Source organism: Algibacter sp., from assembly GCF_039977455.1.
Lineage (GTDB): Bacteria > Bacteroidota > Bacteroidia > Flavobacteriales > Flavobacteriaceae > Algibacter_B.
The window spans coordinates 239,645-256,222 of the sequence record NZ_JBDWDG010000012.1 but is presented as its reverse complement, the minus strand read 5'-3'; the positions used below and the strand labels follow the sequence as shown (position 1 = coordinate 256,222).

Here is a 16,578-nt window from a genome sequence, read left to right as displayed (position 1 = left end):
GTTGAGCCTCCTTTTCAGACAAATCTAGTTTTTCAGTAATAAAAGATACCTTTAAAGATTTTATTCGTTCTCTGTTTTTATGTTGAGCTGAAATATGAAAGGACATGAACAGCATTAGTATAAGTATTATTTTTTTCATTTTTTTCATTTTTTAATCTAATATTAATGCCTCGATATCGGCATTAATTAATAGGTATTCTTCAATATTATCTTCATCAAAATTGTAGTCAATAATATTGTCTTCTTCAATTTGTTTGTCACTAAATAGGGCTGCAATTTCATAGGTGCTAATGCTTTCGTCTTCTATGTAGTTTTCAACCGTTTCGATATCTAAATTATCAAAAGTAGGTTTACTATCAAAAACAGAAAGATTGAATAATAATAAAATAGCGGCAGCAATACTCGACACATAAATTAAATTTGTTCTGCTAAACAAAGGAATAACTTTTGTTTTTTCCTCGTTTTGGGTTTTATTTAATAATCTATCGTTAAAAGATTCAAAATAATTATCAGGTACTTTAAATCCAGGCTCTTTAATCGTGTCTAAAACAGATTCAGCATTTAATTTACTGAAAATCTTTTCTTCAACAGAATCAAAATAATCATCAGGTGTTTTAAAACCTGTAGATTTAATGTTATGTATTTTTTTATTTTTCATTTTCTTTTAATTACTACTTGTAAGACTAAATTAAATCAGAAAGGTTTAATTTTGAGTTAAGTAGGCTTCGATTTTTTTTACAGCTATATGATAAGATGCTTTTAATGCACCTTCGCTTGTTTCTAATATTTCAGACATATCTTTATATTTTAAATCTTCAAAATATTTCATATTAAAAACCAACTGTTGCTTTTCGGGTAATGTTGCTATGGCCTTTTGAAGTTTTAATTGAATGTCGTCGCCTTCAAAATAAACATCGGATGTTAAGTTGTTTATCGCTAGCTGCTGTAGTTCTTCGCTGCTTATTTTTAAGCGGTTAGATTTTTTATTTATAAACGTTATGGATTCGTTTGTTGCGATACGGTACATCCATGAGAAAAGTTTACTGTCAGCTTTAAAATTATCGATGTTTTTAAAAATTTTTATAAATGTATTTTGAAGTACATCATCTGCATCGTCATGTGATTTTACAATACTTCGTATATGCCAATATAAACGCTCTTTGTAAAGTTCTAAAAGGACTTTAAAGGCTTTGTTTTTATGGGTTTTAGATTGTAATTGTTCTAATAGTTGTGCTTCTTCAATCACAAATATGGTTTAATTATTAGACTATGAAATATACAAAAAGTTTAATTTTAATTTCGAATTTTTTTACGATTTATTAATTACTTGTTAATCAAGTGATTAGAAATGATTTAATCGATTAAGTGTTGTTAATAACCGATAAAGCGCATGTTTTTCTTGTGGATTCCATTTAAACCGTTTATATTTGTATCAGAAACCTAACTTATGTTGTTAGCCTGCCCCAAGTCTAACAGGAACTAAAAAAGGATAGAAGCCCCCAAGTCTCTATCCTTTTTGTATTTTAATAGGTGATTGGCTTATTCAAAGCTTTGCATGTCTACTAGTTTTTTGTAAATACCTTTTTTAATAATTAGATCATCATGTTTGCCTTGTTCTACAATTTCTCCTTTGTTAAGAACTACAATGTTGTCTGCGTTTTGTATTGTTGAAAGCCTATGTGCAATAACAATTGACGTTCTATTTTTCATCATGTTTTCTAAAGCCACTTGAACGATGCGTTCGCTTTCGGTGTCTAGTGCTGAGGTTGCCTCGTCTAAAATCATAATTGGAGGGCTTTTTAAAACAGCTCTAGCAATACTTAAGCGTTGCTTTTGGCCGCCAGAAAGTTTCCCTCCAGAGTCTCCAATGTTTGTTTGAATACCTTCAGGTAAGTCTTTTACAAACTCCCATGCGTTAGCAATTTTTAACGCTTCAATAACCTCGTCTTCGGTAGCGTTTTGATTACCTAATTTTAAATTATTAATAATAGTATCGTTAAATAAAATAGCGTCTTGGGTTACAATACCCAATTGATTTCTTAATGAACTCGTGGTTAAATTGTTAATGTTTACACCATCAATTAAAATGTCGCCTTCATTAACATGGTAAAAACGAGTAATTAAATTGGCTATTGTAGATTTTCCACTACCTGATTGGCCAACTAAAGCTACGGTTTGGCCTTTAGGAATGGTTAATGAGAAGTTCTTTAAAACATAATCGTCATCATATTTAAACGAAATATTTTTGAATTCAATTTCCTTTTTAAATCCTTCTAAATTTGTAGCATTAGGTATGTCTTTAATAGGGTTAGGAGAATCTATAATTTCTTGAATACGCTCTGCTGCGGCACCTCCTTTTTTAATGTTGTAAATGCCGCGGGTAATAGCCTTGGCAGGAGTTAATATATTATAAGCTAATCCTAAATATACTAAAAATGTACTACCTTCTAGAGTTGTACCTGCATCTCCAGATAAAATTAAATTACCACCATACCAAAGTATTCCAGAAATCATTAAAATACCTAGTATTTCGCTAGTTGGTGATGCTAAGTTTTGACGGTTTAATAATTTATTTGAAAAATTATAGAACCTTTCGGTAGATTCTTGGAAACGGTTATAAAAAAGGCCTTCGGCATTGAATCCTTTAATAATGCGCAAACCAGTTAAAGTTTCTTCTAAAGTAGATAGAAAAGTACCTTGCTCTTTTTGTACACGTCCAGATTTTCGTTTTAGGCTTTTTCCTATTCTAGAAATTACAAAACTCATTACTGGTATAAATATAAAAACAAACAAGGTTAATTGTGTGCTTATATACAGCATTGCAATTATTGTAAAAATAATTGTTAATGGTTCTCTAATAATGAGTTCTAAAACAGGAAGAAAGGAATATTGTAAATCATTTACATCTCCTGTAACTCGGGCTATTATGTCTCCTTTTTTTTGCTCTGAAAAGAATGATAAAGGTAATTCAACCGTTTTTTTGTATACCTGGTTTCTAATATCTCTAATTACACCGTTACGCAAAAACACCATAAAATAATTGGCAAGATAGCCAGCAATATTTTTAAGGATAAACATAGAGATAATAAGACCTATAACAAAAATTAAAGCCTTAGCCTTATCTCCACCCGTGAAGGCATTCATGTGATAAATTAAAAAGTCTTCTCCAAAATCTTTAATATTACTAAGGCCAGTAAATTCTGGCTTCTTAATAGCAGAGGTGACGATTTCTTTTCCAGAAGGATCTACATTTTTTTCAAAAATGACATCCAACATGGGCTTTAATGCAATAAATGAAAGGGTTGCAAATAAAGCATAAAACACGTTAGCAATAACGTGTCCTATGGCGTATTTTTTATAAGGTTTAGCGTACCTTAATATATTTGTAAAGTGACCCATTAAATGAGGTTCATGTCTTTTAAAATTGTTTCAGCTTTTGTGTCTAATGCAGCTTCAGTTGATTTGAAGTTTTCAACAGCATCTAAATTGGCGTTAACACTAACATAAAATTTTATTTTTGGTTCTGTACCGCTTGGTCTTAATGCTACTTGACTGCCATCTTCAGTATAGTATATGATAACGTTAGATTTTGGAATATCTAAGGCTGTTACTTTACCTGAAGCCATGTCTTTAGAGGTTGCCGATTCGTAATCTTCAATTTTTACAACTGCTGAACCGTTAACTATTTTTAGTGGGTTTTGTCGCGCATCAGTCATCATTTGCTTAATTTCTTCTGCACCTTCAATGCCCTTTTTTGTTAACGAGATTAATTTTTCTTTATAGAAACCATGTTCTGCATAAAGTTTAATTAATTCATTAAAGAAAGAACTTCCGTTAGCCTTTGTAATGGCAGCAATTTCGCAAGCTAATAGGGTAGAGGTTACGGCATCTTTATCGCGTACAAAATCGCCTACCATATAACCGAAGCTTTCTTCTCCTCCACCAACAAAATCAAGGTCTGGGAAATCTTTAATAAGTTTTGCAATCCATTTAAATCCTGTTAAAACAATTTTGCTCTCTACGCCGTAAGATTGTGCTAGTTTGGTTAGCATAGGTGTAGAAACAATAGTCGATGCAATAAATTCTTTACCTTTAATTTTACCTTCTGCTTTCCATTGTTTTAATAAGAAATCTGTCATCATTAACATGGTTTGATTTCCGTTTAAAAGTTGTAGCTGGCCTTCAGAATTTCTAACAGCAACTCCTAATCTATCGCAATCAGGATCTGTTCCAATAACAATATCAGCATTTACTTTTTCGGCTAGTTCTAAAGCCATTTTTAAGGCCGCAGGTTCCTCAGGGTTTGGAGATTTTACTGTTGGGAAACCACCATCTGGTTTTTCTTGTTCTGCAACAATATGTACATTTTTATAACCAGCACGTTTTAATGTTTCTGGAACAGCAGTAATAGATGTGCCATGAAGTGATGTAAACACTATGGTTAAATCGTCTTTAGCTTTTTGTGTGGCGCCTACAGATCCATTTTCAACCGATGCATCAATAAATACATCATCGACATCTTTACCTATATATTTAATTAGGTCGTTATTTGCTTCAAATTTGATATCAGCGTAATCTAAATCGTTAATCAAACTAATTACAGCACCGTCATGTGGCGGAACTAACTGACCACCATCTTGCCAATACACTTTGTATCCATTATATTCTGGAGGGTTGTGAGATGCTGTTAAAACAATACCACAATGACAATTTAAATGCTTAACGGCAAAAGATAATTCTGGTGTTGCACGTAAATCTTCAAATAAAAATACCTCAATTCCGTTTGCCGAAAACACATCTGCAACCACCTTGGCAAGCGATTTACTATTATGTCTACAATCATAGGCAATAACAGCTTTTGGAGTTTCGTTAGGAAATTGTTTATGTAAATAATCACTTAAACCTTGAGTGCTTTTTCCTAATGTATATTTGTTTATACGATTAGTACCAACGCCCATAATACCGCGCATACCACCAGTTCCAAATTCTAAATCTTTATAAAAACTCTCTTGAATATCTTTTGGATTGTTAGCTATACTTTCTTTTATAGTAGCTTGCGTGTCTTCATCAAAAGCAGGTGTTAACCATGCATTAATTCTGTCTAAAATTTTTGGTTCAATGTGTATCATATAGTTAGTTTTATAAACAAAAATAAGAAATTCATTACTTTTTAATGAATCTATATTAGCTAATTTGTTTGGTGTTATTTATATATTTAATTGGTCTTTTATGGTATATCTTTTTTTATCAGTTCTATTTCTTAAAATAAGCTCGCCTAAAAAGCCTGCTACAAAAAATTGTGTTCCTATAATCATTGTAGAAAGCGCAATGTAAAATTGTGGGCGCTGTGTAATAAGCCTTCCTGCCCGGTTAATAAATAGTTTGTCAACGCCTATGTAAACGGCAAAAGCAAAACCTATGGCAAACATTATAAATCCTAAGGCTCCAAATAGGTGCATGGGGCGTTTGCCAAAGTGTGATAAAAACCAGATGGTAATTAAATCTAAAAATCCATGAACAAATCGATCCATACCAAATTTTGTGACACCATATTTTCTCGCTTGATGTTGCACTACTTTTTCTCCTATATTTGAAAAACCAGCATTTTTTGAAAGTACAGGAATATAGCGATGCATTTCACCATTAACATCAATATTTTTTACTACATCATTATGATAGGCCTTTAACCCGCAGTTAAAATCATGAAGCTTGACTCCTGATGTTTTTCTAGCTGCCCAATTAAATAACTTAGATGGGAGGTTTTTGGCTATAATAGAATCGTAACGCTTTTTTTTCCAACCAGACACTAAATCATACCCATCATTAACAATCATATTGTAAAGTTCTGGAATTTCATCTGGACTATCCTGTAAATCGGCATCCATAGTAATAACAACATCACCTTGAGCTTTGTTAAAACCAGCATGAAGCGCTTGAGATTTCCCAAAATTTCTTAAAAAACGAATTCCTTTTACAGATTTGTTTTTATTAGATAGGTTGGTTATTAAGTTCCAAGATTTATCAGTACTGCCATCATCAATAAAAATGATTTCATAGGTAAACGCATTGGATAGCATAACTTTTGCAATCCAGTCGTGTAATTCGGTTAAAGATTCTTCTTCGTTTAGTAGTGGTATAACTACAGATATATGCATCTAGAATAGTTTCAGAATAATATTCAAAATTAAGGAATTTAAACGTCGTCTGGGTTATTTTTTTTCATAGCAGCAGCTACAATTAATCCCACTAGAATAAAACCAATTAATTGAAAAATTAAGGATTGTAAAACGTTAGCAATAGAAAATATGTTTCCTTGATCTTCCATTTTTTTCATAGCTTCATCTATGACATCAACAGGTACGTTATAAGCTTCTAAACGTTCTATTTGTGAAACCATTACCTTTTCTTGAATTACAGTTGCCGCTTCAGGATCTATAATATTAAATATGATAATGCTTATTATAGTGCTTATTACTAATCCAATTAAAATAGTGATGAAATAGGAAACAAATGAATTTTTAAAACTTAAAAAACCACCATTAGCGACCTTGGTTTTGTAAACAGAAAGGATTCCGAAAATAATTATTAAAGCCAATATTACTAATCCAAACCATATTTTGGTGTACAAATCTAAGTTTATAGCATAGGCCGTAACTGTTAATATTGCCAGTACAATACCTAAATAAAGACCGTGGTTTATAGCAATGGACTTCAAAAATTTTTCCATAATGTTTCTGTTTAACTTAAAATATTTGGTTGTTGGTATTCAAATATAGTAAAACGTTACAATTTTAAGTGAAAAGATTTAGGTTTTGATAGGTAATTATAGCTTCTTTTTTTATTTGAATTAAAAGGGATTAAAAAATCAAATAAAAAAGAATAAAAAGTATTGCGCATTTATAAAAAATACTTAAATTTGCATTTCCAAAATTGAAAGTAATTAATAAAGCATTTAGCGATGAGAAAAGGTATACATCCAGAAAATTATAGAATTGTAGCATTTAAAGATATGTCTAATGACGATGTGTTTTTAACAAAATCTACAGCAAATACTAATGAAACACTTGAAGTTGATGGTGTTGAATATCCATTAGTAAAAATGGAGATTTCTAGAACATCTCATCCATATTACACTGGTAAATCTAAATTAGTAGATACAGCTGGTCGTATTGACAAGTTCAAAAACAAATATGCTAAATTTAAAAAATAAGTTTAGTCTAAAATATATTTTAAAAAGCCTTTCATTTGTGAAAGGCTTTTTTATTTTTAAAAAGTTTATAATTGTTACATCCAATAGATTAAAATGTAACTTTAAACGAATTTAGTAAGTTGTAATAAAATTTATTTGGTATAAATCGTAAGTTTACGAAAGTAAGTTTCTAACTATTAACCAAAACTTTAAATGAATTATATTCTATTTGATGGTCCATCGCGTAACAACCTGTTGCCTTTTACATTTACAAGACCAGTAGCCGATATCCGTGTTGGAATTTTAACCATTAGAGAAAAATGGGAAACATATTTGGCAACCACAACCACAACGGTAACCGAAGATTATTTATCTGAAAAATACCCGATGGTAGAAATGGAAGAAAACATAATGATTAATGCATCATGCCTTCCAAATATAGAATTGGTAGAGTTAATTACTAATTTAAAAGAAAATCAAGCCATTTTTAAAGATGAAGAGTTATTAGCATTTTTCGCTAAAGAAGCTCAAGAGGATATAAATTTTGATGATTTTGATATTATTGATTGCCCTCACGACATCCTTAAAATAGAACATACCTGGGATATTTTTTCTAAAAATGGTGAAGCCATCAAAGACGATTTTAGTTTATTAAGTAAAGATCGAACTTCACAGGCCATTCCTGCAAGTAATAATGTTGTAGCTCCAGAAAATATATTCATTGAAAAAGGAGCAAAATTGGAATTTACAACGCTTAACGCTAGTAACGGTCCTATATATATAGGCAAAAATGCCGAAATAATGGAAGGCACCATGGTTCGAGGCCCGTTAGCACTTTGTGAAAAAGGTGTTATTAAGTTAGGTTCAAAAATTTATGGTCCAACAACCATTGGTCCGCATAGTAAAATTGGTGGCGAGGTTAGTAATACCGTTATATTTGGATATTCTAGTAAAGGTCATGATGGCTATTTAGGCGATTCTGTATTAGGAGAATGGTGTAATTTAGGAGCAGATACTAATAATTCAAACTTAAAAAACAACTATGCCGAAGTGCGTTTATGGGATTACCAAACTCAAGGTTTTGCCAAAACAGGTTTGCAATTTTGCGGACTTATAATGGGCGATCATAGTAAATGTGGAATAAACACCATGTTTAACACAGGTACCGTAGTAGGTGTTAGTGCTAATATTTTTGGTAGCGGTTTTCCACGTAACTTTATACCCAGCTTTAGTTGGGGTGGTAGCGCTGGTTTTTCAACCTATTTAACAAAGAAAGCGTTTGAGGTGGCTCCTTTAGTAATGGAAAGGCGTAATGTTAAATTTACAGAACAAGACAAGGCTATATTAGAACATGTTTTTGAAGAAACTAAGTCGTTTAGAAGGAATTAATAAATATATTTTAAATTCTATTTAGAAGCATAAAAAAGTATTTACTTTTTTATTTCTAGTTAATGATATGCTGGTTAGGTAAATTATCACCCCTAATCTAATAGAATTTTTATTCTCTTCTTTGTTTTATTTGTAATCAGACGTTTTATAATTTTTGCTTTTTTATGATATGCCCGGGTTAATATACAAGGTTAAACCTGATTAATTATAGGTGTGTTTTAACTCTAGGAGTCTATATTATAGTTAATTTTTCATTCTTTTTTTGTAGAAATATGCCTTATCAAAGTATGAGTGTTCAGCTTTTCAATGGCCTACTTGAACTTGCTATGATAGTTTAGGAGTAAAGGAAGCTAATTTTAATAGGATTAAGGCTTGTCTCGAGGTCGTTTATTTTGTATATTGAGTACTTGTAGAATAATAAAAAATAAACAAAATTTATGGCATTTGATATTGATATGATTAAAGGTGTTTACACTAAAATGGCTGAGCGAGTTGATAAAGCACGTAATATTGTCGGGAAACCACTAACACTTTCGGAAAAGATATTATATTCTCACCTTTGGGATGGTGTACCTACCGAAGCATTTACAAGAGGTAAAGATTACGTAGATTTTTCACCAGATCGAATTGCTTGTCAAGACGCCACAGCACAAATGGCGTTATTGCAGTTTATGCAGGCTGGAAAAACTAAGGTTGCTGTGCCAACTACGGTTCATTGTGATCATTTAATTCAGGCTAAGGAAGGAGCAGTAAAAGATTTAAAACATGCCAATAGCGTAAGTAGCGAGGTATTTAATTTTTTAGAGTCTGTTTCTAATAAATACGGAATTGGCTTTTGGAAACCAGGAGCTGGTATTATTCATCAGGTGGTTTTAGAAAACTATGCATTTCCTGGCGGAATGATGATTGGAACCGATTCCCACACCGTAAATGCAGGAGGATTAGGAATGGTCGCTATTGGAGTAGGAGGAGCTGATGCGGTAGATGTTATGGCAGGTATGGCTTGGGAACTTAAATTTCCGAAACTCATTGGGGTTAAGTTAACTGGGAAATTATCGGGTTGGACGGCGCCAAAAGATGTAATTTTAAAAGTAGCCGAAATTCTTACTGTAAAAGGAGGAACAGGTGCTATTGTTGAATATTTTGGACCTGGAGCCACAGCAATGTCATGTACAGGAAAAGGAACTATATGTAACATGGGAGCAGAAATTGGTGCAACTACGTCTACATTTGGTTATGATGAATCTATGGAACGTTATTTGCGTGCTACTGATAGAGCTGATGTTGCCGATGCTGCCAATACTGTTAAAGAACATTTAACTGCAGATACAGAAGTTTATGCAAACCCAGAGCAATATTTCGATCAAGTAATAGAAATCAATTTATCGGAACTAGGACCATTATTAAACGGACCATTTACTCCAGATTTATCAACTACAGTGGGTAAAGCTATGACCGAAAAAGCAAAAGCTAGCGATTGGCCTATAAAGGTAGAATGGGGATTAATAGGATCGTGTACAAACTCATCGTACGAAGATTTATCAAGAGCCTCTTCAATTGCGCAACAAGCTTTAGATAAAGGTTTAAAAATAAAAGCAGAATTAGGAATTAATCCAGGTTCGGAGCAAGTACGCTATACCGCAGAGCGCGATGGTATTTTAGGTATTTTCGAAAAGCTAGATGCTAAAATATTTACTAATGCTTGTGGGCCATGTATAGGCCAATGGGCTAGATATAGCGATCCTAAAAATGCACCAAAAAACAGCATTGTACACTCTTTTAATAGAAACTTTGCTAAACGTGCCGACGGTAATCCTAATACACATGCTTTTGTAGCATCTCCAGAAATAACAGCAGCCATTGCAGTAGCAGGCCGCTTAGATTTTAATCCGCTAACCGATAAGTTAATTAACGAAAACGGAGAAGAAGTGATGTTCGATGAACCTACAGGATGGGAATTGCCACCAAAAGGTTTCGAGGTTAAGGACAATGGGTATTTAGCACCGGAGGCCGATGGCAGTCACGTTGAGGTTTCAGTAAAAGAAGATTCAGAACGCTTACAATTATTAACACCGTTTACACCTCTTGGAAGCTCAATAACTGGAGCTAAACTTTTAATTAAAGCGTTTGGAAAGTGTACTACCGATCATATTTCTATGGCAGGACCTTGGTTACGTTTCCGTGGACATTTAGATAACATTGCAAACAATACCTTAATTGGAGCAGTAAATGCGTTTAACCAGAAAACTAATTTTGTTAAAAATCAACTAACTGGCGATTATGGGGGTGTTCCAGATGTACAGCGGGAGTATAAAAAAGCGGGTATTAAAACCATAGTTGTTGGAGATCATAACTACGGCGAGGGTTCTTCTAGAGAGCATGCAGCAATGCAACCAAGACATTTGGGTGTCGCAGCAGTAATTGTAAAATCGTTTGCACGTATTCACGAAACAAACCTTAAAAAACAAGGAATGTTGGGCTTAACTTTTAACAATGAAGCCGATTACGATTTAATTCAAGAAAACGATACCTTTAATTTTATCGATTTAAATGAATTTGCACCTGGTAAACAATTAACGCTAGAAGCGGTTCATGACGACGGCACTAAAGATCTTATCAAATTAAACCATACCTATAACAAAGCGCAAATTGCTTGGTATAACGAAGGTTCTGCACTTAATTTAATTAAAAGGCAAAACGCTTCTTAATAAAAAATTCACTTTTCAAATAATAAAAAATCCAGCTTTATAGCTGGATTTTTAAGTTTAAAATAATAATGTCACTTCGAGTGATTTCTATATTAATCGGAATTGTATCGCGAAGTTGGTCGTTACCTCAAGGTTTGGGCTAGGAGTTTATTCTGAGTGCAGTCTAAGGGTGTGGGTTTAAGGATGCTATTGTAATCCCTATGGTAGTTATCCGTTAGTTCTATTATTGAAGGAGGAGTTCATTTCGCTTTGGAACGTTTCATTTAATGGTTCGTGGATATGAAATCGTTTTATGTATCATATCTTACCTTAAACGAAACTAGTTTGTTTTTATGATAAAATTAAGGAGTTGATAAAATTACTAATACAAATATTGAACACATTATTCTCAATTTAAAAACATCAAAATTGTATTTTTGAAAAAACATCAAAAATGAATTCTAGAGCAAATCAATTAAAAGCATTCGATAGGTTGTTAACCATAATGGACGAGTTACGCGAACAATGCCCATGGGATAAAAAACAAACCATGGAAACCTTGCGCCATCTTACCATTGAGGAAACTTACGAGCTTGGAGATGCCATTCTAGATAAAGACTTAGAAGAAGTTAAAAAGGAATTAGGTGATGTATTGTTACATATTGTTTTCTATTCTAAAATAGGAAGCGAAACTAAAGATTTTGATATTGCCGATGTTTGTAATTCTATTTGCGATAAACTAATCCATAGGCATCCACATATTTATAGCGATGTAAAAGTTGATAATGAAGACGATGTAAAACGCAATTGGGAAAACCTAAAATTAAAGGAAGGAAAATCTAGCGTTTTAGAAGGGGTTCCAAAAAGTTTACCAGCCTTAGTAAAAGCGAATAGAATTCAAGAAAAAGTTGCTGGTGTTGGTTTCGATTGGGAAAAACCAGAACAAGTTTGGGAAAAGGTTGAGGAGGAGCTAAACGAATTTAAATTTGAGGTTAAATCGAATGATAAAGATAAAATGGAAAGTGAGTTTGGAGATGTTATTTTTTCTTTAATAAACTATGCCCGCTTTTTAAATATTAATCCGGAGAATGCTTTAGAGCGTACTAATAAAAAATTCTCCAAACGTTTTCAATATTTAGAAGAGAAAGCTAAAAATTTAAATAAACCACTAAAAGACATGACACTTGCTGAAATGGATATTTTTTGGGAAGAAGCTAAAAAGATGTAGAAACTATAACGTTTTAGTGACTTTTATTGGTATTATCTTAACACTATCCATTTGATTGTTAGGCTCAATTTTTGTATTTTTGCACTATGGGAAAAGGAATACATGAAAAGCGAAATACAAGAATCTTCAACTTTAATTTTCTAGTTTTTAGAAATCAGTCTGATAAATTTATCCCTCCTACTACGTAAATAATCCTTAAACAGGAGGTTTGCAAATTTCTTTAATGTAACAAATTAATATTGCTGTTTTTAATCTTAAAACAGTTTATATGTCTTGTTATGCATTTTTTACAATGACATCTTTTTCTAGATGTTAAAATACGGCTTAAATGACTATTAAAACTTACGATGCCTTTTCTAGGCTATCCTTTATGGATATAAATCGTATAACAAACTTTATATACGAGTATTCAGGAGCGTTTAAAGACTCAAAAAGCGCCATACAAAAGGCTATAAAATATGCCGCAAAAGAAATACCAGGACTAGGCGGTTATGTTTTTACCATGCAAAAAGGTGATGAAATACTAGGTGTTGTGGTAATTAATAGAACCGGTATGAATGAGTATTTATCCGAAAATATTTTAGTTTATCTCGCAGTAAAAGAGGACTACAGAAAATGTGGTATTGCAAAGGATTTAATTAACCACACCATTAATCATTGTAGAGGAGAAATTTCAATTCATATAAATATTAACGATCCTGTTATAAAACTATTCCAAAAACAAGGGTTTAAAGCCCGAAATATAGAATTACGATTGGATAGACTATCTGTTCAAAAAAAATAAATCATTAAAATTTAAACATGAAATTAATTCAAGTTAAAAGAGAAACAAAAGTAGAAAAAAGACATACCATTAAAATGGGAGAACTCACCACTAAAGTGACCTATGTTAAAAAGTATCTTTTAGGCTTACCTATAAAAACCATACATAAATATAGAGAAACTTATTATGGAGAAGTAAAAGACTGTAAGGACTGTTTTCTGTTTGTTTAATTTTTTCAATAAACTAAATATATAAATAATGAAAGTACTAGTAATTGGAGCAGGTAACATGGGGCTTACCTATGCAGAAGGCATGTCGAAATCTAAACTCTTAAAAAGGAGAAATATCATGGTTTTGGATAAGTCTGAAGAGAAAATGGAAGAGCTAAGCCAAATATCACATTTTGATGCGTTTAATGAATTGGGGGATTGTGTACCAAAGGCAGATATCATTTTTATAGCCGTAAAACCCTATCATGCCGAAAATGTTTTTAAAGCTATTAAAGCATTCGTTAAGCCCGAACAAATCATTATTTCTATAATGGCAGGAGTAACAATATCTACAATTAAAGACATAACGGGTTTAAATAAAATAATTAGAGCTATGCCTAATTTACCAGCTCAAATTGGAAAAGGCTTAACCTCATATGTAACCTCAGATGAGGTGTCTCGTATTGAAATGCTTACCGTTGAGAGTTTATTGGATACCACAGGAAAATCTGTTCGTGTATCTAATGAAAACTTGATAGATGCATCCACTGGAATTTCAGGTAGTGGTCCTGCCTACGTTTTTTATTTTATGCAAAGTATGATGGAAGCAGCATTGCAAATGGGCTTTTCAAAAACAGACTCTACAGTTTTGGTAAGTCAGACGTTTACTGGTGCAGTGGAGCTGTTTAATCAATCTAATTTATCGCCAAATTCTTGGATGGAAAAAGTTGCATCAAAAGGTGGAACAACGCGAGCTGCATTAGACTCTATGGAAGATAATAATGTAAATGAATTAATTAAAGAAGCTGCTTTTGCGGCATTTAGTCGAGCAGTAGAATTAGGAAAAGAATATTAAAAATGTACAAAGAAAAAATAGTTATTAAAGTTGGTACTAATGTTATGACCAACAGAGATAATAGAATTGTAAGGCCAGTTTTAAGAGGTTTGGTAAAGCAAATAGCCGAATTACACGAAAGAGGGATTATGACCATTTTGGTGTCTTCAGGTTCTGTAATTGCAGGTAAAGAAGTTTTAGGTAAATCGAATATTAAGGATAAAACACAACGACGACAAGTGTATTCATCTATTGGACAGCCCAGAATGATGCGTCTTTATTATAATATTTTTCATGACTACGGCATGAAGTGTGCCCAAGTGCTACCAACAAAACGAGATTTTAGCCCTGGAGTTCACAGACAAAATATGATTAATTGTTGCGAAGGTTTACTTTCCGAAGGTGTTATTCCTATTGCAAATGAAGATGATGCGGTGTCTGTAACCATGTCTATGTTTTCTGATAACGATGAGTTAGCGAGTTTAATAGCGCAATTATTAAATGCAGATAAACTTATTATTTTGACTGATATAGACGGTCTTTATGATGGACATCCGGAAGAAGATAACTCCGATTTAATTAAGAATGTAGACCCAAATGAAGATTTGGACAAGTATATTCAAGATTCCAATAAAAAAGACGGTGAAGGCCGAGGCGGTATGGGATCAAAACTAGATTATGCGCAACAAGCAGCGGCAAAAAATATTCCAACCTTTATTGCCAATGGAAAAAAAGACAATATTATAATTGATATTATGGATGGAAAATTGGTTGGTACCAAAGTATCATTGTAACAATAAATATGAAAATGAAATTATTATCAGAACACATAAAAAATAAGGTTTTAATAAGTATGATTCGCCTTATAGAGGAAAATCAGGACCTATTATTGAAAGCAAATAAAAAAGATATTGAGGCTTTTAATAATGAAGATCAAGCCATGTATGATCGCTTAATTTTAAATAGCAAAAAGGTTGCAGGTATGGTTACTGCAATAAAAGAGGTAGAAGCTCAAGACGATCCCGTAAATAAAATTATCAGTAAAAACACATTGCAAAGTGGTTTGGAAGTTATAAATAAAACGGCGCCCTTTGGTACCATTATGATTATTTATGAATCTAGACCAGATGTAACTGTTGAAGCTACTGTTCTAGCTTTTAAGGCTAATAATAAAATTTTACTAAAAGGAGGAAAAGAAGCAATACACAGTAACACTGCTATTGTAAAATTATGGCATAAGGCACTGGTAGAAAATAATTTAACAACAGATTATATTCAAATGCTAACTATGAATAGGCAAGAAACACAAGCCTTTTTAAAGAATCCTACCGAACCTCTAGATTTAATAGTGCCAAGAGGTGGGGAGCAGTTAATAAAGTTTGTAAAGGACCATGCTAAGTGTGCCGTTTTGGTTAGTGGGCGAGGAAATAATTTTTTATTTGTAGATGAGCATGCCAATTGGAAACAAACAATAGAGGTCATTTTAAATGCTAAAACAGATAAAATTTCGGCTTGCAATGCACTTGATAAAATATTGATTAGTAAAAAGCTTCCGGATTATAATAATAAAATTAAGGAGCTAAACACCATATTAAAGACTAATCATGTAGAGGTTTTAGTTGATGAGAGTACGAAAAAAGTTTTAACCGAAGAAAAAAGTATACATCATACTCAAATTTGGTTTCAAGAGTTTTTAGAAATGAAATGCTGTATAGGTACTGTAGATTCCATTACCGAAGCAGTAGAAAAAATTAATACCTTTTCTGGAGGACATTCGGCAACCATTATGACAACAAATAAGGCTCACGCTAAAACATTTATGGAGCAAGTAGATTGCGCGGTTGTATATCAAAATGCATCTACTCGATTTACCGATGGTGGCCAAATTGGCGTTGGTGCAGAATTGGCTATTAGTACAGATAAATTACACCATAGAGGGCCGTTAGGACTAAAAGAATTAGTTACAAACAAGTATTATGTGTTTGGAGATGGACATGTTCGTGTTTAAAAAAGTTATATGAATACAAATAAAAACGCCTAATATTTAACTAATACTAGGCGTTTTTTTTAAGAGATTTAGTTATTAAAATGCACCCTTAACACAGTTAAAATTATCGGCTTTATTATAAAATACTTTTAATTAGTTCCTTAATGCATCATTAGTTATAGTTTTTTGAGGTATTTTAATGTTTTAAGTATACTACTTTACAGTATCTTGTGTATCTATAATTATTATCATTTAATATGTGTTTTAATCAAAACGTGTTGTTGTTTTTTG

15 protein-coding genes are annotated in these 16,578 nt (G+C 32.4%); 9 read left to right on the top strand and 6 right to left on the bottom strand.

All coding sequences use genetic code 11. The features are described 5' to 3' along the window. Positions 1–151: 151 nt before the first annotated feature. The 6 genes from ABJM36_RS04195 to ABJM36_RS04170 form a co-directional block, all read right to left on the bottom strand. Positions 152–658 (bottom strand): hypothetical protein, encoded by a 507-nt coding sequence (locus ABJM36_RS04195; protein WP_348449493.1) that lies wholly within the window; start codon positions 656–658, stop codon positions 152–154. Between the two features lie 45 nt (positions 659–703). Next, complete coding sequence (locus ABJM36_RS04190; protein WP_348449491.1) at positions 704–1,246, bottom strand: RNA polymerase sigma factor; 543 nt, start codon at positions 1,244–1,246, stop codon at positions 704–706. A gap of 293 nt (positions 1,247–1,539) precedes the next feature. Beyond that, positions 1,540–3,399 carry an ABC transporter ATP-binding protein gene (locus ABJM36_RS04185; RefSeq protein WP_348449489.1) on the bottom strand — a complete coding sequence of 620 codons (1,860 nt, stop codon included), beginning with the start codon at positions 3,397–3,399 and terminating at the stop codon, positions 1,540–1,542. Beyond that, the gene (locus tag ABJM36_RS04180; RefSeq protein WP_348449487.1) at positions 3,399–5,129 is read right to left on the bottom strand and encodes a phospho-sugar mutase; all 1,731 of its coding nucleotides are present in this window, start codon (positions 5,127–5,129) and stop codon (positions 3,399–3,401) included. Before ABJM36_RS04180 ends, ABJM36_RS04185 begins: the two co-directional genes overlap by 1 nt. A gap of 78 nt (positions 5,130–5,207) precedes the next feature. Beyond that, a complete protein-coding gene (locus ABJM36_RS04175; RefSeq protein WP_348449485.1) occupies positions 5,208–6,155 on the bottom strand; it encodes a glycosyltransferase family 2 protein in 948 nt (315 codons plus the stop codon). 38 nt (positions 6,156–6,193) lie between these two features. Continuing rightward, entirely contained in the window at positions 6,194–6,727 is a 534-nt protein-coding gene (locus tag ABJM36_RS04170) for a DUF4199 domain-containing protein (RefSeq protein ID WP_348449483.1), read from the bottom strand. Positions 6,728–6,958: 231 nt separating this feature from the next. Between ABJM36_RS04170 and ABJM36_RS04165 the strand changes: the two genes are divergently transcribed. The 9 genes from ABJM36_RS04165 (at position 6,959) to ABJM36_RS04125 (ending at position 16,308) form a co-directional block, all read left to right on the top strand. Then, entirely contained in the window at positions 6,959–7,210 is a 252-nt protein-coding gene (locus ABJM36_RS04165) for a type B 50S ribosomal protein L31 (RefSeq protein ID WP_348449481.1), read from the top strand. A gap of 192 nt (positions 7,211–7,402) precedes the next feature. After that, positions 7,403–8,578 carry a GlmU family protein gene (locus ABJM36_RS04160; protein WP_348449479.1) on the top strand — a complete coding sequence of 392 codons (1,176 nt, stop codon included), beginning with the start codon at positions 7,403–7,405 and terminating at the stop codon, positions 8,576–8,578. 437 nt (positions 8,579–9,015) lie between these two features. Beyond that, complete coding sequence (locus tag ABJM36_RS04155; protein WP_348449477.1) at positions 9,016–11,286, top strand: aconitate hydratase; 2,271 nt, start codon at positions 9,016–9,018, stop codon at positions 11,284–11,286. A gap of 433 nt (positions 11,287–11,719) precedes the next feature. Next, entirely contained in the window at positions 11,720–12,493 is a 774-nt protein-coding gene (gene mazG / locus ABJM36_RS04150) for a nucleoside triphosphate pyrophosphohydrolase (RefSeq protein WP_348449475.1), read from the top strand. Between the two features lie 328 nt (positions 12,494–12,821). Continuing rightward, the gene (locus ABJM36_RS04145; protein WP_348449473.1) at positions 12,822–13,277 is read left to right on the top strand and encodes a GNAT family N-acetyltransferase; all 456 of its coding nucleotides are present in this window, start codon (positions 12,822–12,824) and stop codon (positions 13,275–13,277) included. A 17-nt stretch (positions 13,278–13,294) separates the two neighbouring features. After that, entirely contained in the window at positions 13,295–13,486 is a 192-nt protein-coding gene (locus tag ABJM36_RS04140) for a hypothetical protein (RefSeq protein ID WP_348449471.1), read from the top strand. A gap of 28 nt (positions 13,487–13,514) precedes the next feature. Continuing rightward, complete coding sequence (gene proC, locus ABJM36_RS04135; protein ID WP_348449469.1) at positions 13,515–14,321, top strand: pyrroline-5-carboxylate reductase; 807 nt, start codon at positions 13,515–13,517, stop codon at positions 14,319–14,321. A 2-nt stretch (positions 14,322–14,323) separates the two neighbouring features. Further along, on the top strand, positions 14,324–15,094 hold the full coding sequence (gene proB / locus ABJM36_RS04130) for a glutamate 5-kinase (RefSeq protein WP_348449467.1): 771 nt from the start codon (positions 14,324–14,326) through the stop codon (positions 15,092–15,094). Positions 15,095–15,108: 14 nt separating this feature from the next. Continuing rightward, a complete protein-coding gene (locus ABJM36_RS04125) occupies positions 15,109–16,308 on the top strand; it encodes a glutamate-5-semialdehyde dehydrogenase (protein ID WP_348449465.1) in 1,200 nt (399 codons plus the stop codon). Positions 16,309–16,578 lie beyond the last annotated feature (270 nt).